Annotated in this window: 15 protein-coding genes; 5 read left to right on the top strand and 10 right to left on the bottom strand. The window is 73.3% G+C overall.

All coding sequences use genetic code 11. The features are described from left to right. The first annotated feature begins 164 nt into the window (after positions 1 to 164). Positions 165 to 944, top strand: a complete 780-nt coding sequence (locus tag LZ495_RS37160) for a site-2 protease family protein (protein WP_235057588.1) — start codon at positions 165 to 167, stop codon at positions 942 to 944. Between the two features lie 10 nt (positions 945 to 954). Here the strand turns inward: LZ495_RS37160 and LZ495_RS37155 are convergent, their stop codons facing one another. Together LZ495_RS37155 and LZ495_RS37150 are read right to left on the bottom strand one after the other, a co-directional pair. Next, a complete protein-coding gene (locus LZ495_RS37155; protein WP_235057587.1) occupies positions 955 to 2,229 on the bottom strand; it encodes an AI-2E family transporter in 1,275 nt (424 codons plus the stop codon). Positions 2,230 to 2,306: 77 nt separating this feature from the next. Next, positions 2,307 to 2,501, bottom strand: coding sequence for a DUF3046 domain-containing protein (locus LZ495_RS37150; protein ID WP_235057586.1), 195 nt, complete (start codon positions 2,499 to 2,501; stop codon positions 2,307 to 2,309). 69 nt (positions 2,502 to 2,570) lie between these two features. Between LZ495_RS37150 and LZ495_RS37145 the strand changes: the two genes are divergently transcribed. The 4 genes from LZ495_RS37145 (at position 2,571) to LZ495_RS37130 (ending at position 10,097) form a co-directional block, all read left to right on the top strand. Beyond that, positions 2,571 to 7,334 (top strand): ATP-dependent helicase, encoded by a 4,764-nt coding sequence (locus tag LZ495_RS37145; RefSeq protein WP_235057585.1) that lies wholly within the window; start codon positions 2,571 to 2,573, stop codon positions 7,332 to 7,334. Between the two features lie 265 nt (positions 7,335 to 7,599). Continuing rightward, the gene (locus LZ495_RS37140) at positions 7,600 to 8,406 is read left to right on the top strand and encodes a DNA-formamidopyrimidine glycosylase family protein (protein WP_235057584.1); all 807 of its coding nucleotides are present in this window, start codon (positions 7,600 to 7,602) and stop codon (positions 8,404 to 8,406) included. 478 nt (positions 8,407 to 8,884) lie between these two features. Then, on the top strand, positions 8,885 to 9,151 hold the full coding sequence (locus LZ495_RS37135) for a hypothetical protein (protein ID WP_235057583.1): 267 nt from the start codon (positions 8,885 to 8,887) through the stop codon (positions 9,149 to 9,151). Between the two features lie 148 nt (positions 9,152 to 9,299). Beyond that, positions 9,300 to 10,097 (top strand): SDR family NAD(P)-dependent oxidoreductase, encoded by a 798-nt coding sequence (locus tag LZ495_RS37130; RefSeq protein WP_235057582.1) that lies wholly within the window; start codon positions 9,300 to 9,302, stop codon positions 10,095 to 10,097. A gap of 102 nt (positions 10,098 to 10,199) precedes the next feature. Here LZ495_RS37130 and LZ495_RS37125 read toward each other — a convergent pair whose 3' ends face one another. The 8 genes from LZ495_RS37125 to LZ495_RS37090 all read right to left on the bottom strand — a co-directional run bounded on the left by LZ495_RS37125 (position 10,200) and on the right by LZ495_RS37090 (position 19,598). Further along, complete coding sequence (locus LZ495_RS37125; RefSeq protein WP_235057581.1) at positions 10,200 to 10,601, bottom strand: hypothetical protein; 402 nt, start codon at positions 10,599 to 10,601, stop codon at positions 10,200 to 10,202. A 250-nt stretch (positions 10,602 to 10,851) separates the two neighbouring features. Beyond that, positions 10,852 to 11,235 carry a helix-turn-helix domain-containing protein gene (locus LZ495_RS45405; protein WP_235057580.1) on the bottom strand — a complete coding sequence of 128 codons (384 nt, stop codon included), beginning with the start codon at positions 11,233 to 11,235 and terminating at the stop codon, positions 10,852 to 10,854. A 177-nt stretch (positions 11,236 to 11,412) separates the two neighbouring features. Further along, complete coding sequence (locus tag LZ495_RS37115; protein ID WP_235057579.1) at positions 11,413 to 12,681, bottom strand: CinA family nicotinamide mononucleotide deamidase-related protein; 1,269 nt, start codon at positions 12,679 to 12,681, stop codon at positions 11,413 to 11,415. Between the two features lie 8 nt (positions 12,682 to 12,689). Beyond that, entirely contained in the window at positions 12,690 to 13,547 is an 858-nt protein-coding gene (gene pgsA / locus LZ495_RS37110; RefSeq protein WP_235057578.1) for a CDP-diacylglycerol--glycerol-3-phosphate 3-phosphatidyltransferase, read from the bottom strand. Then, positions 13,544 to 15,148, bottom strand: a complete 1,605-nt coding sequence (rimO, locus tag LZ495_RS37105; RefSeq protein WP_235057577.1) for a 30S ribosomal protein S12 methylthiotransferase RimO — start codon at positions 15,146 to 15,148, stop codon at positions 13,544 to 13,546. The genes pgsA and rimO overlap by 4 nt, the downstream gene beginning before the upstream one ends. 192 nt (positions 15,149 to 15,340) lie before the next feature. After that, the gene (locus tag LZ495_RS45125; protein WP_235057576.1) at positions 15,341 to 16,102 is read right to left on the bottom strand and encodes a helix-turn-helix domain-containing protein; all 762 of its coding nucleotides are present in this window, start codon (positions 16,100 to 16,102) and stop codon (positions 15,341 to 15,343) included. A gap of 140 nt (positions 16,103 to 16,242) precedes the next feature. Further along, positions 16,243 to 18,783, bottom strand: coding sequence for a DNA translocase FtsK (locus LZ495_RS37095; RefSeq protein WP_235057575.1), 2,541 nt, complete (start codon positions 18,781 to 18,783; stop codon positions 16,243 to 16,245). Positions 18,784 to 18,881: 98 nt separating this feature from the next. Next, a complete protein-coding gene (locus tag LZ495_RS37090; protein ID WP_235057574.1) occupies positions 18,882 to 19,598 on the bottom strand; it encodes a response regulator in 717 nt (238 codons plus the stop codon). Positions 19,599 to 19,622 lie beyond the last annotated feature (24 nt).

The following is a 19,622-nucleotide window of genomic DNA, read 5'->3' as shown; positions in this document are numbered from 1 at the left end:
GCCCCGTCCCCCCCCTCCCCCGCCCCCCGCGCCCCCCCCGCGGCGATGACGCGTCGCCGCCCTCCTGTGCGGAGGGCGGCGACGCGTCATACTTCTCGGACCAGCACCGTGAGCGCGTCCGACCGACTGCGCACGGGACGACCACAAGACGCGGAGCCGTCATCGTGACCGACGCCTGGACCCGCCCCGGGTCCCAGCTGCGCCATGTGCGCCCCTCGCCGCTTTTCCTCGCCATCCTCCTGGTGTTCGTGATCTCGGGTGCGGTGCTGTGGAACGGCGACGGCGAGCAGAAGTTCACCGTCTTCATGTTCGTGATGACCGGCTGGCTGGTCTCGCTGTGCCTGCACGAGTTCGCGCACGCCTTCACCGCACTGCGGGCCGGCGACACCTCGGTGGTCAACAAGGGCTATCTGACGCTCGATCCGCTGAAGTACAGCGACCCGCTGTTCACCTTCGTCATCCCGACGCTGATGGTGCTGCTGGGCGGGATCCCGCTCACCGGCGGCGCGGTCTACATCGAGCGCGGCCGGATCCGCAGCCGGGCGCAGCACAGCCTGGTCTCGGCGGCCGGCCCGCTGGTGAACATCGCGATCGCCGCGGTGTGCGTGATCCTCATCCAGACCTCGGTGTTCAACGACGCGAACCCGGCCTTCTACGCGGCGTTCGTGTTCTACACGCAGTTGCAGATCATCGCGGTGATACTCAACCTGCTGCCGGTGCCCGGCCTGGACGGCTACGGGATCATCGAGCCGTGGCTGTCCTACGACTTCCGCCGCGCGATCGCCCCGTACGCGCCGTTCGCCCCGCTGCTGCTCTTCGGCCTGCTGTTCACCCCGGAGATCAACGACTGGTTCTTCGACCAGGTGTACGTCGTCACCGACGCCCTCGAAGTGCCCCGGGACTGGGCCTACGCAGGCCATCAGCTGTTCAAGTTCTGGAAGTAGCCCGCGGCGGCTACCCGGTGGCGTCGTCCCCGGCGCCGCCCGGCGCATCGCCGGATCCGTCCTTGTGCTTGCGGCGCTTCCTGGCGGGCTTCGCCGGGGCGTCGGGCGCGAGGCGGTGCTCGGCGACGTCGTAGCGGCGGACGTAGGTACCGAAGAAGGCCGTTGTGGTCGCGGTGACCGGGATCGCGATCAGCGCACCCGTCGGACCCAGCAGCGCGGCCCCGGCGATGACCGAGCCGAACGCCACCGCGGGGTGGATGTCCACGGTCATCGACGTGATGCGCGGGTGCAGCAGGTAGTTCTCGAACTGCTGGTACGCGGTGGCGAAGACGATCACCCAGACCGCGTCCATCGGGCTCTCGGTGAGCGCGACGAGGGCGGGCAGCGCGGCCGCCAGGTAAGTGCCGACGGTCGGGATGAACTGGCTGACCAGGCCCACCCAGATCGCCAGGGCGATGGCGTAGTCCAGGCCGATCACGAGGAAGAAGATGTAGTGCGCGACGGCCGACACCAAGGCCATCAGCGCCCGCGAGTACAGGTACCCGCCGGTCTTGTCGATCGCGATCTCCCAGGCCCGCAGCACCTCGGCCTGCCTGCCCGGGGGCAGCAGCGAGCACACCCCGCGGCGCAGGCGCGGGCCTTCGGCGGCGAAGTAGAACGTGAACAGGCCGATGGTGAACAGCTCGAAGAGGCCGCCGACCAGCGCGGTACCGAAGCCGAGCGCGTTGTCCGCGACGGTCTCGGCGTAGCCCTGCACGGTGTTGGAGTCCTTGAACAGCCCGCCCTGGATCTTCTCCATGGTCAGGTCGGTGTCGAACCGCTTGTTGATCCAGTCGAGCAGCGACTGGATGTGGTCCGGCAGGTTGCGGGCCAGGTTGACGATCTGGTCGACCAGCAGCGACCCGATGGCCGCGAGGACCGCCGCGAAGGCGAGGGTCACGACGACGAACACGAGGCCGGTGGCCAGTCCGCGGCGCATGCCGCGGCGGGCCAGCCGGTCGACCGCGGGCTCGATGGCCAGCGACAGGAACAGCGCGATCAGCAGGTCGATCAGGAAGCCGCGCAGGTGGCCGAAGGCCCAGCGCAGCAGCATGAAGCCGATGATCGCCGTGAACACCAGCAGCACCCCGCGCGGCAGCCACGGGGGCATGCGCTCGCCGCCGAAGACCGAGGTGCCGTCCGCGGCACCGCCGCCCGGACCGCCGGGGCCGTCGCCGTCCTCGTCGGGGGCGGGCGCGGGCGGGTCGCCGGGCAGGTCGTCGGGCAGGGGGCGGGTCGCTGTCACGGGATGCACCCTATGCCGGACTATGCCGGTTTCCGGACATCCCGTCGGCTATGCCCGCACTACCCGGGGGCTGCGGGTCAGCGGCTGGCGGCCGGCACGTCCATCGCGGTGCACACCGCGCGCCAGACGTCCTTGGTCTCGTACCCGGCCTCCAGGGCCTGGACGACGGTCCGGCCGCCGAGCTCGGTCATGACGTGGTCGCGCGCGAAGGAGTCGGCATAGGTCGCCCCGAAGTGGGCCCGCATCCGCTCCCAGAAGTCGGTCAGTCGCATTCCTCGATTATCCCAGGCCGCGGCGGGTCCGAGTCGTTTGTCGGAGCGAGGAGGCACCATGGGACGCCTATGCATGACCTCGACGCGAACCCTTCGGGCGCCGACGACCTCGGCGCGGTCCTCGCGCGCTTCTCGCCCGCCACCCGCGACTGGTTCACGGGCGCTTTCCCGGCCCCGACCGCCGCGCAGGCCGGGGCGTGGAACGCCATCGCCGAGGGCCGCGACGCGCTCGTCGTCGCCCCGACGGGGTCGGGCAAGACGCTGGCCGCGTTCCTGTCCGCACTGGACCGGCTGACCGCCGAGCCGCCGCCCGTGGACGCGAAGCGCCGCTGCCGCGTGCTGTACATCTCGCCGCTCAAGGCCCTCGCGGTCGACGTCGAGCGCAACCTGCGCGGCCCGCTGGCCGGCATCCGGCAAGCGTCGGTACGCCTCGGCCTGCCGGAACCGCAGATCGAGGTCGGCATCCGGTCCGGCGACACCCCCGCAGCCGACCGGCGCCGGTTCGCCACCAAGCCGCCGGACATCCTCATCACCACGCCCGAGTCGCTGTTCCTGATCCTCACCTCGCAGGCCCGGGACGCGCTGCGCGGCGTCGACACGGTCATCGTCGACGAGGTGCACGCGGTGGCCGGCACCAAGCGCGGCGCGCATCTCGCACTCACCCTGGAGCGCCTGGACCAGATTCTCGACAAGCCGGCGCGGCGCATCGGGCTTTCCGCCACCGTGCGGCCGGTGGACGAGGTCGCGCGGTTCCTGTGCGGCACGCGCGACGTCACCGTGGTCCAGCCGCCCGCCGCCAAGACGTTCGACCTCTCCGTCGTGGTCCCGGTCGAGGACATGGGCGAACTGGCGCAGCGGCCCGCCGAGTACGACGAGCTGGGCCAGGTGCAGCGCGCCTCGGTGTGGCCGCACGTCGAGGAGCGCATCGTCGACCTGGTCGAGGCGCACCGCTCGACCATCGTGTTCGCGAACTCCCGGCGACTGGCCGAGCGGCTGTGCGGGCGGCTCAACGAGATCGCGTACGAGCGGGCTACCGGCGAGACGCTGCCCGAGTCGAGCTCGCCCGCCGAGATGATGGCCCAGGCGGGCAGCAACCGGGGCGCGCCCGCCCTGCTGGCCCGGGCGCACCACGGCTCGGTGTCCAAGGAGCAGCGCGCCCTGGTCGAGGAGGACCTCAAGGCCGGCCGGCTGCCTGCCGTGGTCGCCACCTCCAGCCTCGAACTGGGCATCGACATGGGTGCGGTGGACCTGGTGGTGCAGGTCGAGTCGCCGCCCTCGGTGGCGTCCGGGCTGCAGCGCGTAGGCCGGGCCGGGCACCAGGTCGGCGCGGTCTCGCGCGGCGTGGTCTTCCCGAAGTTCCGCGGCGACCTCGTGCAGACCGCGGTGGTCACCGAGCGCATGCGGGACGGGAAGATCGAGGCGGTACAGCCGCCGCGCAACCCGCTCGACGTGCTGGCCCAGCAGATCGTCTCGATGGTCTCGGTCGAGGACTGGGACGTCGAGGAACTCCTGGCGCTCGTGCGGCGGGCGGCGCCGTTCGCGTCCCTGCCGGTCTCGGCGTACGAAGCCGTGCTCGACATGCTCGCCGGGCGCTACCCGAGCGATGCGTTCGCCGAGCTCCGCCCGCGCCTGGTGTGGGACCGCGTCGCAGGCACGCTGACCGCACGCCCGGGCGCGCAGCGGCTCGCGGTGACCAGCGGCGGGACCATCCCGGACCGCGGACTCTTCGGGGTCTTCCTGGCGGCCGGCGACGGCAAGCAGAAGTCGCGGGTCGGCGAGCTCGACGAGGAGATGGTCTACGAGTCGCGCGTCGGCGACGTGTTCACGCTCGGCACGTCGTCGTGGCGCATCGAGGACATCACGCACGACAAGGTGCTGGTCTCCCCCGCTCCCGGGGTGCCCGGCAAGCTGCCGTTCTGGCACGGCGACGCCCTCGGCCGGCCCGTCGAACTGGGCCGCGCGCTCGGGGCGTTCCTGCGCGAGGTCGGCGCGATGGACCCGGCGCAGGCCCGCGAGCGCGTGGCCGCCGCCGGGCTGGACGCGTGGGCGGTCGACAACCTGCTCGGCTACCTCGCCGAGCAGCGCGAGGCCTGCGGGCACATCCCGGACGACCGGACCATCGTGGTGGAGCGGTTCCGCGACGAGCTGGGCGACTGGCGGGTCGTGGTGCATTCGCCGTTCGGGGCGCAGGTGCACGCGCCGTGGGCGCTCGCGGTCGCCGCGCGGCTGCGCGAGCGGACCGGCCTGGACGTGCAGACCATGCACGGCGACGACGGCATCGTGCTGCGCCTGCCGGACACCGGCGACCCCTTCGGCATGGACGGGAACGCCGACCAGGACGCCGAGTTCAGCCTGCCGCCGGACTTCGCGGTCTTCGCTGCGGCCGAGGTCGAGTCGCTGGTGACCGCCGAGGTCGGCGGCTCCGCGCTGTTCGCGTCCCGGTTCCGCGAGTGCGCGGCCCGGGCGCTGCTGCTGCCGCGCCGCATGCCGGGCCGCCGTACACCGCTGTGGCAGCAGCGCCAGCGCGCCGCGCAACTGCTTTCGGTGGCAAGCGAGTACGGCTCGTTCCCCATCGTGCTGGAGACCATGCGCGAGTGCCTGCAGGACGTCTTCGACGTGCCCGGGCTGGCGGGTCTGATGGCGGACATCGCGGCGCGCAAGGTCCGCATCGTCGAGGTGACCACCCCCGAGCCGTCGCCGTTCGCCCGCTCGCTGCTCTTCGGCTACGTCGCGCAGTTCATGTACGAGGGCGACTCGCCGCTGGCCGAGCGCCGCGCGGCCGCGCTCGCACTCGACTCGCGGCTGCTCGCCGAACTGCTCGGCCAGGCCGAGCTGCGCGAGCTGCTGGACGCGGAGGTCGTCGAGCGCACCGAGGCCGAGCTGCAGCGGCTCGCCGAGGACCGCCGGGCCCGCGACCTCGAGGGCATCGCGGACCTGCTGCGCATCCTCGGCCCGCTGTCCACCGACGAGGCCGCGGCCCGGAGCCAGGGCACCGCCGCGGAGACCTCGCGGTGGCTGGTCGCGCTGGAGGAGGCGCGGCGCGTCATCCGGGTCCGGATCGCCGGGACGGAGCAGTGGGCCGCGATCGAGGACGCCGGGCGGCTGCGCGACGCGCTGGGCACGCCGCTGCCGGTCGGGGTCCCGGAGGCGTTCACCGAGCCGGTCAAGGACCCGCTGGGCGACCTGCTGGCCCGGTATGCGCGGACCCGCGGCCCGTTCCACGCGGCGGACGCCGCGGCCCGGTTCGGGCTCGGCGCGGCCGTGGTGACCGGGGCGTACCAGCGGCTGTCGGCCAACGGCCGGGTGCTGTCCGGCGAGTTCCGGCCGGGCGGCGCGGGCACCGAGTGGTGCGATGCCGAAGTGCTGCGCATGCTGCGGCGGCGGTCGCTGGCCGCGCTGCGGCACGAGGTCGAGCCGGTGCCGCCGGTGGCGCTGGCCCGCTTCCTGCCGGTGTGGCAGGGCGTCGGCGGTTCGGGCGCGGGCGGCCTGCGCGGTACGGACGGGCTGATCCGCGCGGTCGAGCAGTTGCAGGGCGCGGCGGTGCCCGCGTCCGCGCTGGAGAAGCTGGTGCTGCCCGGGCGGGTGTCCGGCTACCAGCCCGCGCTGCTGGACGAGTTGTGCACCACGGGCGAGGTGGTATGGGCCGGGCACGGCGGACTGCCCGGCAACGACGGCTGGGTGTCGCTGTATCTCGCGGACGCCGCACCGCTGCTGATGCCGCCGCCGGTTCCCACCGACCTGGGGCCGCTGCACCGCGCGGTGCTCGATGCACTGGCCGGCGGCTACGGCCTGTTCTTCCGTCAGATCGCGGACCGGGCCGCGCAGTTCCTGCCCCCGGACACGCCGCAGCCGAGCGATGCAGATGTCGTGTCGGCGCTGTGGGACCTGGCCTGGGCGGGCCACGTGACGGGCGACACGCTCGCGCCGCTGCGCGCGCTGATGGGGTCGGGGCGTACCGCAGGGTCGACCGCGCACCGGGCGCGCCGGGCCGCGCCGCGCTCGCGGTACGGCGGTCTGGGACGCGGAAGGCCGGTCGGGCCGGTGCGCTCGGCGCCGCCGACGGCGGTGGGGCGCTGGTCGCTGGTACCGGACCGGGAGACCGATGCGACGCGGCGGGCACACGCGCTCGCCGAGACCCTGCTCGACCGGCACGGTGTGGTGACGCGCGGCGCGGTGGTCGCGGAAGGCAGCCCGGGCGGGTTCTCCGCGGCGTACCGGGTGCTCTCGGTGTTCGAGGAGACCGGTCGGGTGCGCCGCGGCTACTTCGTCGAGGGGCTGGGCGCCGCGCAGTTCGCCGCGGACGGTGCGGTGGACCGGCTGCGCGCGCTGCAGCAGGCCGCCGAGCGGCGGGCCGAGTCGGCGGGCGGGTCCGGCGCCGGCGACGGATTCGGGATCCCGGGCGGGTACCCGGGCGGCGCCCGCAGTCCGGGCGGCTTCGCGAAGCGCGACGACAGCGGTCCGCGGGCCCTGCTGCTGGCCGCCGCCGACCCGGCGAACCCGTACGGCGCCGCGCTCCCGTGGCCGGACCGGCCGGGCGAGGCGGGCGGCGGGCACCGCGCGGGCCGCAAGGCCGGGGCGCTGGTGGTGCTGGTGGACGGCGAGTTGGTGCTGTACGTGGAGCGCGGCGGCCGCTCGCTGCTGACCTGGACCGAGGAACCGGTCCGGCTGCAGCCTGCCGTGGACGCCCTCGCACTGGCCGTCCGGGAAGGCGCGTTGGGCAAGCTGACGGTCGAACGCGCGGACGGGGAAGGCATTTTGACGTCGTCCCTGGGCCGGGCCCTGGAGGCGGCCGGCTTCCACGCGACACCGCGGGGGCTGCGCCTGCGCGGGTGAGACCTTTTCGTTACGCCCTTGCCCGCCGTACGAAACACCCCGGTCACGTGCATCGCGCAGTATCGAGGCACGGAGGCACCGCCATTCCGTACCTCCCCACCAGGAGGGACCTCGCCCGTGGCGACCCTGCACGCGCCACGGTAGGGGCAGATCACAACTGGTGTCGCGCACGTGTTCCTGGCCGCGCGGGTGCGACACCGGTTGTGATCATTTTTTTGCCCGCCCGCTTTTCCGCGGTGTCGGCGCGGTCCCCGACAATGGGCAGATGCCCGAGGGTGACACGATCTTCCAGGTCGCGGGCCGGCTGCGCGAGGCGCTGGCCGGCCGCGTCCTGCGGCACACCGATTTCCGGGTGCCGCGCCACGCGACCGCGGACCTGGCCGGGCGCGAGGTGCTCGGCGTCGCCTCGCGCGGCAAGCACCTGCTGATCCGGTTCTCGGGCGGCGCGACGCTGCACACGCATCTGCGGATGGACGGCCTGTGGCGGGTCCAGCCGGCGACCGCGCGGATACCCGGGAACGCCGCGAGCGGCCGGGATTTCGTCCGGGTGGTGCTGGCCAACGACGAGTACACCGCGCTCGGGCTGCGGTTGCCGGTCGTCGACCTGCTGCGCACCGCGGACGAGGAGCGCGTGGTCGGGCACCTCGGGCCGGACCTGCTGGGGGCGGACTGGGATGCGGACGAGGCGGCCCGGCGGCTGGCCGCCCAGCCCGCCCGGGCGATCGGCGAGGCACTGCTCGACCAGCGCAACCTGGCCGGGGTGGGCAACGTCTACCGGGCCGAACTCTGCTTCCTGCGGCGGATCTCGCCGTTCGCGCGCACCGACGAGGCGGGCGACCTGCACGCCATGGCCGACCTCGCGCACCGGGCCCTGGTCGCCAACCGGGCGCAGCCCGGGCACGTCACCACCGGCAATCCGGCACCCGGGCAGCAGCACTGGGTGTACGGCCGGGCCGGACGGCCGTGCCGGCGCTGCGGGACCGCGGTCCGCAGGGCCGAATCGGGCGAGCCGCCGCGGGTGGTGTTCTGGTGCCCGACGTGCCAGCCCGCACCGGACCGGGGCGGGCGCTGAGTCGGACGCAGTGCCCGGTGCGGAGCCGGACGCAGTGCCGGGTTCGGGCCCGGTGGGATCGTCCGGTTCCGGTCGCGGGCCCACTCTTCGGGGGGACTTGGGGTGACCGCCGGGCTGCTGCGTCGTCCTACAGGGCGTTCCTGCGAAGCTCCGGAGGACTTCTTTGACCGTGGTGCCCGTGGTGCCCGTGCCGCCCGAAGCGCCTGCAGAGCCCGTGGCGTCCGCATACCGGCCGTTGCTCCTGCGGGCCGCCGTACCGCTCCTGGCCGCGCCGCTGCTGGCCGGGTGTGTCACGGTCGCGCCGCGCGCCCTCGGGCCCTCCCCCGCGGTGCCCGTGGCCGCAGGAGAGCCTGCGCCCGGCCCGCGGCAGCCGGATGCGGCGGCCATCGGCACATTGCCCGCGCCGCAAGCGCTGCCGTCGTCGCCCCCTCCCGCGCCGTCGGCGGGGCCGGCCGGTTTGCCCTCCGGGGCGCCGCCCATGCGCGCCTGGGTGTCCCCCGAGCCCGCACCGGTCGGCACGGACCGCCCCGCGGGCGGCGAGGCCGACGCTCCGCGCCTGCCGCCGCCCCGCCCGGGGCCGCAGACCCGGCCCGCCCCGTCGCAGCGCCCGGCGCCCGCGGCCGCGCCCGCGACTGCGCCGCAGACCGCGCTGCCCGCGAACGCCTGCGACGGGCTGGCCCAGTACGGCATCTTCCCGGTCGGCGGTGCGGACCACCGGTGGTGCCTGGCGCAGCAGCGGCAGTAGCACTGACCTGCGGCGGAACCGGTCCGGAGCCGTTTCAGGCCGCGACGAGGCGCACAGTGCACGTTTATTGACTGTTCGTCAGATCGAATCTACGGTCCCCGGAGGGCCCGGCATCCCGGCCCCGACACTCCTTTCGGGAGGGGAACCCGTGTTGCGCACAGCCCTCGATCTGTCCGGCCGCGTCGCCGTCGTCACCGGTGCCGCCAGCGGCATCGGCCGCAGCAGTGCCCAGGTCCTCGCCGAGCTCGGCGCCGCGGTCGTCTGCGCGGACATCAACCTGGGCGGTGCGGAGACCACCGCGAAGCTGATCACCGAGGCGGGCGGCACCGCGACCGCGACCGCGGTGGACGTGTCGGCCGCGGCGTCCGTCGACGCGCTGGTCGCGGGTGCGGTCGCCGAGTTCGGGCGGCTCGACGTGATGGCCAACATCGCCGGGATCATGCACACGAGCACGGTCGTCGAGACCACCGACGAGGACCTCGAAAAGGTCCTGTCGATCAACTTCAAGGGCGTCTTCTACGGCTGCCGGGCCGCCGCGCGCGTGATGACCGAGCAGGGCTCGGGCAGCATCGTGAACATGGCGTCCAGCGCGATCGACACCGCGAACGCCGGGCTGCTCTGCTACGGCGCCGCCAAGGCCGCGATGTTCCAGCTCACCAAGACGCTCGCCACCGAGGTCGGACCGCACGGCGTGCGGGTCAACGCGGTCGCGCCCGGCTGGACCGTCACCGGCATGACCGGCCGGCACTGGACCGCCGCGGACGGCACCGAGGACGCCGACCGCAAGGCCGCGGTCGCCGCGCCGATGGCGAAGATGTCGCCGCTCAAGCGGGTCGGCGAGCCCGAGGACATCGCGTACGCGGTGGCCTACCTGGCCTCGGACGCCGCGAAGTTCATGACCGGGCAGGTGCTCCGCCCCAACGGCGGCGTCACGATGCCGTGGTGACGCACACGTCACGCTGATGCAGTGCCGCACTGCCGACACGTGCCGCGGGCACGCTGTGCACCCGCGGCACATCAGGCAGGCCGGGCGCCGCTCCGGGGGGACCTACTCCCGGACGGCGCCTTCGGCGTCTCCGGGGCCGGACCACGGCCCGGGCGGGGGCGTCTCGGGGTAGGCGGGGTACGCGGGCAGGGCGTGCGCCGGACCGGCCGGGCCGGTCTCGCGGCGGGCCCCGAGCCGGAAGCGCCGCGCGCAGTGCACGGGCAGCAAGGTCAGGCTCCAGCCGCCGAGCAGCATGGCGCCGGTGGCCGGCGAGCCTGCCGGGTCGTCCGCGGCCAGCAGCCAGGCGAGCCCGGCCCACCAGGCCAGCGTCAGCACGGCGGCGAGCGCCCACGTGGCCGGGTCGCGGTCGCGCGGGTCGCCGTGCACCAAAGCCCGCAGCAGGCGGGCCGGAGTACCCAGGGCACTCCGTACGGTGTTGCCAAGGTGTTGCCCAACCTGGTTCATGGTCGGCCTCCTCGGTTCCCCTCTTGGGGGATCCCCAGCGTCACCCGGAAACATCCGGTTGGACCAGGGAAGGGACGGCCATTCACCCGAACGGCGGACCAAATTCGCACACTGAGTGACGAAATCCGGGCCAGCGACTACGCACAGACAGGACTCGAAAGCCGACGGAGGGTCCCCGGGAACGCGCGAGGGCGGCGCCGGATCCCGGGGATCCGCACCGCCCTCGACATTCGCCTTGTGCAGGCGGCCGCTATGCGGCCACCACGACGTCCACCTGGCTGGTGGTCGACTTCACCGGGCCCGGTCCCGGGCCCGGGACGCGCTCGGGCACGCGCTCGGCCCCGGACGGGCCGACCGGCTCCAGCACCGGACGCGAGGTGAGGCCCTCGCTGTGCGCCAGCTCGGCGAGGGCCAGCTCGTCGCTGACCTCGCGGAGCACAATCGACATCCGGACGTCCAGCGCCTCGCAGATCGAGGCGAGGAGTTCGGACGAGGCTTCCTTCTGGCCGCGCTCGACCTCCGAGAGGTACCCGAGCGAAACCCGGGCCGCCGACGACACCTCGCGCAGGGTGCGGCCCTGGCGCTGGCGTTGCCGACGCAGCACGTCACCCAGCAGGCGACGGAGCAGAATCATCGGTCGCTCCCTCCTAGGACCGCGGCTGCAACGGACACAGCCCCACCGTACCCGGCAGACCTCGACTGCGTACCCGGTCTGCCGTCCTGTTCACCGAGGGCGTGAAGCCGAGTGCTCTCGGCCGACGGCTTGCCACATTCGTACCGTTCGTACCGCATCGCTCGCACAACCCCCCTCTCAACCGGTGAATTCCCGGGTGTGCTCCTGCGGAAGCCCCAGCAGGGTACGCCGCAGCAATTCCAAGGACCGCACCACGGCCAGCGTGCGGATCCGGTCGCGGTCCCCGGGCAGGGCCAGGGCCGCCACGGCGTCGCCGTCCGGGCCCGCCACCGCGATGTACACCTCGCCGACCGGATGCCCGTCCTGCGGGTCGGGACCGGCCACACCGGTCGTGGCCACTCCGTACGTACCCGACAAGAGCGATCGCACACCCGCGGCCATCTCCCGTGCCACGCCCGGGTGTACGGCCCCTTCGGCGGCCAGCAGCGCGGCATCCACGCCGAGCACCGACTGCTTGACGTCGGTGGCGTACGCGGTCACCGAACCGCGGAACACCGCGGAGACTCCCGGCACGCCCACCAGCGTCGCGGCCAGTTGGCCGCCGGTCAGCGATTCCGCGGCCGCGAGGGTCGCGCCGCGTTCCGCCAGCAACCGTGCAACGACTGCGGCCAGCTGTTCGGTTCCCTCGGCGTACACGCAATCGCCGAGCAGCTCGTAGGCGCGCAGTGCCGCGGCGTCCACCGCGGCCCCTCCCCCCGGGCCGGCCGAGGTGAGCTTGACGCGCGTCTCGCCGGGCTCGGCGAGGTACGCGACCTCGACCGCACCCGCCTGCGCGAGCTCCTTCTCCAGCGGTTCGAGGTACGCCGCGATGATGCCCTCGCCGACCCCGACCGTGCGCAGCACGCGCTGGGCGCGGGGTGCGGGCGAGCCCGCGCGGCGCAACATGTCCGGGAGGACCTGCTCGGCGACCATCGCGGCCATCTCGTGCGGCACTCCGGGAGTGGCATAGACCACACTGCCGCGGACGTCGACGGCGAGGCCCGGCGCGCTGCCGCGGCCATTGGGCAGCATGCGGCCGCCCTCGGGCACGTCGGCCTGCTGCAGGCCGAGCGCGGTCAGGGTGCGGCCGGTGTCCTTGTAGCGGTCCCGCAGCCACTGCTCGACCTCGGGATCGCGGCGCAGCGCGACACCGGCCACCCGGGCCACTGCCTCGCGGGTGCGGTCGTCGGAAGTGGGGCCGAGTCCCCCGGTGATCAGCACGGCGTCGGCGCGGCCGACCGCGATGCGCAGCACGTCCACGAGCTCGTCGAGGCCGTCGCCCACCGTGGAGATGCCGGTGACGCGCATCCCCGCGTCGGTGAGCAGCCGTCCGAGCCGGGTCGCGTTGGTGTTGACGACGTCGCCGATGAGCAGCTCGTCCCCGACCGCGACCAGTTCGACCTTCACCGTGCCCCCTATTCGGTACGTCCCATGTCCGCCGGGACGGCGGCGATGCCGCCGTCCGACTCCCCTTCGGCCGCTGCTGCGGCGGGTGTGCCGCCGCGCAGGGCCTTGACCACGTAATCGATGCCGGTCACCACGGTGGCGATCACCGCGAGCGCCATCATCCAGGCCCGGAACGTGGCCAGCGGCCCCGTCATGACCAGGACGTACATGCCGATCGCGGTGCCTTGCAGCATCGTCTTGAGCTTGCCCCCGCGGCTGGCCGGAATCACCCCGCGTTTGATCACCCAGAACCGCATGACGGTGATGCCGATCTCGCGGAACAGCACCACGCCGGTGACCCACCACGGCAGATCCCCCAGCGCGCTCAGGCCGATCAGCGCGGCGCCCATGAGCGCCTTGTCGGCGATCGGGTCGACCAGCTTGCCGAAGTCGGTGACCAGGCCGTGCCGGCGGGCCAGCATGCCGTCGAAGCGGTCGCTGATGCTGGCCACCGCGAAGGCGGCCCAGGCGTAGGCGCGCCAGACGGGGTCGTGGCCGCCGTCCTGGAGGAGCAGGTAGACGAAGAGCGGGACCAGCGCGATGCGCATCATGGTCAGGCCGTTGGCGGCGTTCCAGACGCTGACCGAGGTGGTCGGGTCGCCGAGCCGGTCGGGCTTGGGCGGGTGGTTGGCGGCCGCGGTGCGGACCGCCTCGACCGGGTGCGCGGAGGCGACCCGGACCGCCTCGGCCCGCTGCGCGGCGGCCGCGCGGACCGCCTCGGCGCGCTGGGCGGCGGCGGCGCGGACGGCTTCGGCGCGCTGCGCGGCCGCGGCGCGGGCGGCTTCCGAGGGGCGCGGACGAGCGGGCGGTGTGGGGTCTTCGGTCACCGGGCCGGCCCTGCCGAGGCCGAGTCCGGGTCCGCCGGGTCGTCGAGGACGGCGTGCGCGGGCTCGGCGGCGGTGGCGTACAGGTCGACGCCCTCGCTCGCGTAGACCAGCGCGCGCACGAAGGTGCCGACCTCCAGGTCGCGGCCGACGAGCATGGTCAGGCCGTCGATCTCGGGGGCCTGGTGCGCGGCGCGGCCCTCGGCGGTGACCGTGCCGTCCTCGGCGATGTCGGTGATCTCCTCGACGAGCACGGTCACTTCGGTGCCGATGCGCTCCTCGGCGCGCTGCGCGGTGAGCTCCTCGGCGAGCCGCGAGACGCGCTCCAGGCGCTCGGCGACGACCTCGTCGGGGAGCTTGCCGTCGTAGCCGGCCGCCTCGGTGCCCTCTTCGTCGGAGTAGCCGAACACGCCGATGGCGTCCAGGCGCGCCTCGGTCAGGAAGCGCTCCAGCTCGGCGACGTCCTCCTCGGTCTCGCCGGGGAAGCCCACGATGAAGTTCGAGCGCGCGCCGGCCTCGGGGGCCTTGGCGCGGACCTGCTCCAGCAGCCCGGTGAACGCCTCGCGCGAGCCGAACCGGCGCATGCGCCGGAGCACGGGCTCGCTGGCGTGCTGGAAGGACAGGTCGAAGTACGGGGTGACGCCATCGGTCCCGGTGAGCACGTCGATCAGGCCGGGGCGCATCTCGGCGGGCTGCAGGTAGTTGACCCGGACGCGCTCGATGCCGTCGACCGCGGCCAGTTCGGGCAGCAGCGTCTCCAGCAGGCGGATGTCGCCGAGGTCCTTGCCGTACGAGGTGCTGTTCTCGCTGACCAGGACGATCTCCCGGACGCCCTCGCCGCCGAGCCAGCGGACCTCGTCCAGCAGGTCGGTGGGGCGCCGGGACAGGAAGGAGCCGCGGAAGGAGGGGATGGCGCAGAACGAGCAGCGGCGGTCGCAGCCGGAGGCCAGCTTGACCGAGGCGACCGGGCCGCCGGCCAGGCGGCGGCGCAGGGTGCGCGGTCCGGAGGCCGGGGCCACGCCCTCGGGCAGGTCCTCGGGGACCGCGGCCGCGGCGGTGTCGGCGCTGCCGTGGCCGGGCACCGCGACGTCCGCGGACTGCCGGGCGGCGGGGCTGAGCGGGAGCAGCTTGCGGCGGTCGCGGGGCACGTGCGAGGTGTGCTTCTCGCCCGCCAGGATGGCGCGCAGCCGGCCCGCGATGTCCTCGTAGTCGTCGAAGCCGAGCACCGCGTCGGCCTCGGGGAGCGCGCCGGCCAGTTGGTCGCCGTACCGCTCGGCCATGCAGCCGACCGCGACGACGGCCTGCGTCACGCCGCCGTCCTTCTTCAGGTCGGCGGCCTCCAGCACGGTGTCGATGGAGTCCTTCTTCGCGGACTCCACGAAGCCGCAGGTGTTGACGAGGACGACGGAGGCGTCGGACGCGTCCTCGGTGAGCTTCCAGCCGTCCGCTTCCAGGCGCCCGGCCAGTTCCTCGGAGTCGACCTCGTTGCGGGCGCAGCCGAGCGTGACCAGTGCCACGGTGCGGCCGCCGCCCGCGGTGGCGGCGGCAGGGGCTTCGGCGTGCTCGGCGGGGCGCTCATCGGACGCGGTGCGGGGGGCGGGCATGCCGGAAAGCCTACGTCAGGACGGGACCCGGACCGGACGCGGGAAGCAATACACGGCGGCGGGTCGCCTGCGGGACACGGGGCCGGGACCGTTCCCGGGAACGCCCGTGCGCCGGCTGCGCGCCGGGGCCGGGCATGCGAGCGCCCCTCGCACTCCGGGTGCGAGGGGCGCTCGGTGCGGCCGCGCGGCCGGTCAGCCCTGCTGCGGGTCGCCGGGCTTGAAGGCGAGGCGCACCACGGAGTTCTTGGTGCTGGCCGGGCCGATGTCCTTGCCGTTGACGACCAGGCGGGCCGCCTCGGCGTTGCCGACGACCAGCTTGAGCTCGGTCGGGTCGGTGAACTCCTGGCTGGCGCCCTTGTCGAGGGTGCCCTCGAAGTAGACCTTCTTGCCGGTGCTGTCGGTGGCCCGCACCCAGCTCTTGCCGTCCACCGCGGTGACCTTGACCTTCACCTGGACGGGTACCTGCGCGACGACTTCCTGCACCGGCGGGCTGCTGGGCGGCACGGGTGCGGCCTGCGTCGCGGAGGCGGACGCGGGGGGCGCGCTGGTCTTGCCGGCCTGCGTCTTGCCGTCGTCGTCGCTGCCGCCGACCAACTGGAAGGCGGCGAAAGCGAGCACCGCGACGATCGCGGCGGCCATCGCGGCGGTCCAGTTGGGTGCGAGCTTGCGATCGGGCTTGACCCGCTCGGGTTCGAAGATGACCGTCGGGCTGGGCACCGGGCCCTTGCCGTGCGCCTGGTCGTACTCGGCGAGCAGCGGCTCGGCGTCGACGCCGACCGCCTTGGCATACGTACGGATGTGGCCGCGGGCGTAGAAGTCCCCGCCGCAGCCCGCGAAATCGTCCTGTTCGATCGCCTCGACCAGGGGTTGCCTGATCCGCGTCACCTCACTCACCTGGTCGACCGTGAGCCCCGCTTTGGTACGGGCGTCGGCGAGAGTCTGACCGATGGACACGAGCGCGCCTCCGAGCGTGCAACCACTGCGGCGGAAATCAGTCTAGGGCCGGGCAGAACGGGAGTTTCACGGCCGAGCCGCCCCATAAATGCCTTGTAGCCCAGCTGAAACAGACGTGATCAAAAGTGAACTAGTTTTGCTCATTCCCCACGAATCGTGGACAACACCTGATCGAGTTCATCAGGCTTGATGAGCACGTCGCGGGCCTTGGAGCCTTCACTCGGACCGACGATGCCCCGGGACTCCATGAGGTCCATCAGCCGGCCCGCCTTGGCGAACCCGACCCGCAACTTGCGTTGCAGCATAGAGGTCGAGCCGAACTGCGTGGACACCACCAGCTCGGCGGCCTGGCACAGCAGGTCCAGATCGTCGCCGATCTCCTCGTCGATCTGCTTCTTCGGCCCGCCCGCGGCGGCCACGTCCTCGCGGTACTCCGGCTGCAGTTGCTCCTTGCAGTGCCGGACCACCGCCTCGATCTCGGCCTCGGTCACGAACGCGCCCTGCATGCGGACCGGCTTGTTGGCGCCCATCGGCAGGAACAGCCCGTCGCCCTTGCCGATCAGCTTCTCCGCGCCCGGCTGGTCCAGGATGACGCGGCTGTCGGCCAGCGAACTGGTCGCGAACGCCAGCCGGGACGGCACGTTGGCCTTGATCAGGCCGGTCACCACGTCGACGCTCGGCCGCTGGGTGGCCAGCACCAGGTGGATGCCCGCGGCCCGGGCCAGCTGCGTGATGCGGACGATGGAGTCCTCGACGTCGCGCGGGGCCACCATCATCAGGTCGGCCAACTCGTCGACGATGACCAGCAGATAGGGGTACGGCGCCAGTTCGCGCTCGCTGCCGGGCGGCGTGGTCAGCTTGCCGCTGCGCAGCGCGGCGTTGAAGTCGTCGACGTGCCGGAAACCGAAGTTGGCCAGGTCGTCGTAGCGCATGTCCATCTCGCGCACGACCCACTGCAGCGCTTCGGCGGCCCGTTTGGGGTTGGTGATGATCGGCGTGATCAGGTGCGGGATGCCTTCGTACGCGGTCAGCTCGACGCGCTTGGGGTCGACCAGGACCAGGCGTACTTCGTCCGGGGTGGCGCGCATCATGATCGAGGTGATCAGGCCGTTGATGCACGACGACTTGCCCGCGCCGGTGGCGCCCGCGACCAGCACGTGCGGCATCTTGGCGAGGTTGGCGACCACGAAGCCGCCCTCGACGTCCTTGCCCAGCGCGACCAGCATCGGGTGGTGGTCGGCGACCGCCTCGTCGGAGCGCAGCACGTCGCCGAGGTTGACCATCTCGCGGTCGGTGTTGGGGATCTCGATGCCGACCGCGGACTTGCCCGGGATCGGGCTGATGATCCGCACGTCGGCGCTGGCCACCGCATAGGCGATGTTCTTCGCCAGTGCGGTGATGCGCTCGACCTTGACCGCCGGGCCCAGTTCGACGACGTAGCGCGTCACGGTCGGGCCGCGCGTGAAGCCGGTGACCTGGGCGTCGACGTTGAACTGCTCGAAGACATGCATCAGCGCGGCGGCGACGTCGTCGTTGGCCTTGCTGCGCGCCTTCCCGGGGCCGCCCTTGCTGAGCAGGTCGGCGGCCGGCAGGTGGTACGTGATGTCGCCGGACAGCTTGAGCTGCTCGCTGCGCGGTGGCGCGGGGGTGTGCAGCGGGGCCTCGCGCGTGACGTCCTGGACCTTGGCGGCCTTGCGGGTGCGCGCGGAGGGCACCGACGGGGAGTTCGCGTCGAGGGCTGCCGCGGCAGCGGCGGCCACGTCGACGGGGTCCGGGCCCTGGCCCCGCCCGCCCCGGCGGCGCGGCCGGGCGCGCTGCGGAGGTTCGGCGTCCTCGGGCTCGACGTCGAGCAGGCGCTTGCGCTTGACGCGCGGCGGGGCGGCAGCCTCCTCGTCCTCCCGGTAATCGTCGTCGTACGCGTCCCGGTCGTCGTAGTCGTCGTACTCGGGGTACGGCTCCTCGCCGCCCGGGAAGCCCAGGTAGGTGCGCAGCCGGCCGGGCACCGCGGCCACCGGGGTCGCGGTCACCACCAGGAGGCCGAAGCAGATGACGAGGAGCAGGAGCGGTATGGCCGCCCAGACCGTGACCGACTCGACCAGCGGCACCGAGAAGACGTAGCCGATCAGGCCGCCGGCGCCGCGCATCGCGGCCGCGCCGTCGTCCGGGCGGGGGGTGCCGGAGCCGATGTGGATGAGGCCGAGCACGCCGGCCACCAGCGCGATGCAGCCGATCGCAATGCGGCCGGTGGCGTCGCTCTGGTCCGGGTGCCGCATGACGCGCACCGAGAAGGCCGCGACCAGGAACGGCACCAGGACGTCCAGGCGCCCCACGGTGCCGGCCACCACGGCGACCACGGCCTTGCCGACCGCGCCGTCCACATCGCCCCACGCACCGGCCGCGACCACGATCGCCAGGCCCATGAGCGCCAGGCCCAGGCCGTCGCGGCGGTGTGCGGGGTCCAGGCCGCGGGCGCCGTGCCCGATGCTGCGGAACACGCCGCCGACACCGTGCGCGAGGCCCAGCCAGATGCCCTTGACCAAGCGGAAGACGAGGTCGCCGATGCGCTCGAAGACCCCGGGCTTGGGCGGTGGCGGAGGAGGCGCGGCGGCCTTTTTGGCCGGGGCCTTCTTCTTCGCGGCGCCGCCGGTCCGGGCGCCGCCGCCGGACGTACGCGTGGCCATAAAGGGGAGGCTACCCCCCGGACCCGCGTGTCTCACGTGTCACACGGCACTCACCGAGGTGTGTCGTGTTGCAAATGTGACGATCGGACCGCGCGTGCTCAGCCGGCGTCGGGCGGACGCCGGGCCGCGGGCGGTCCCTGCGGGGCCGGCGGACGCGGCTCGGCGGGCGGGCCGCCGTTCCCCACCGGGGCCGGGACCAGCGCGTCCATCGCGGCGCGCAGCCGGGCCACCCGGGTCAGCACCTGGTTGGCGGACGCGGACAGGGCCGGGTCCTCGGCGTTCTCCAACTGCTTCGCCATGCCGTCCGCGCTCTCCTCGAGCGCGGCCAGCCGGGTGAAGAGCTCGCCCAGCAGGTCGCCGGAGCGGGCCTCGCCGGGCACCGCCTCCAGGCGGCCGCGCAGCAGCGCGGCCTGCTCGCGGAGCTGGCAGTTCTTCTTGTACAGGTCGACGAACACCGCGACCTTGGCGCGCAGCACCCACGGGTCGAACGGCTTCGAGATGTAGTCGACCGCACCGGCCGCGTAGCCGCGGAAGGTGTGGTGCGGGCCGTGGTTGATCGCGGTCAGGAAGATGATCGGGATGTCCCGGGTCTTCTCGCGCCGCTTGATGTGCGCGGCTGTCTCGAATCCGTCCATCCCGGGCATCTGCACGTCCAGCAGGATGACCGCGAATTCGTCGGTCAGGAGCGCCTTGAGTGCTTCCTCGCCCGAATGCGCCCGGACCAGGGTCTGGTCGAGCGCGGACAGGATCGCCTCGAGTGCGAGCAGGTTCTCCTGACGGTCATCGACCAGGAGGATCTTGGCCTTCTCCGTCATGGCCCACCCTCTTCGATCCGGCGA

The organism is Yinghuangia soli (assembly GCF_021502675.1).
Lineage (GTDB): Bacteria > Actinomycetota > Actinomycetes > Streptomycetales > Streptomycetaceae > Yinghuangia > Yinghuangia soli.
This window is presented reverse-complemented; position numbering and strand designations above follow the sequence as displayed.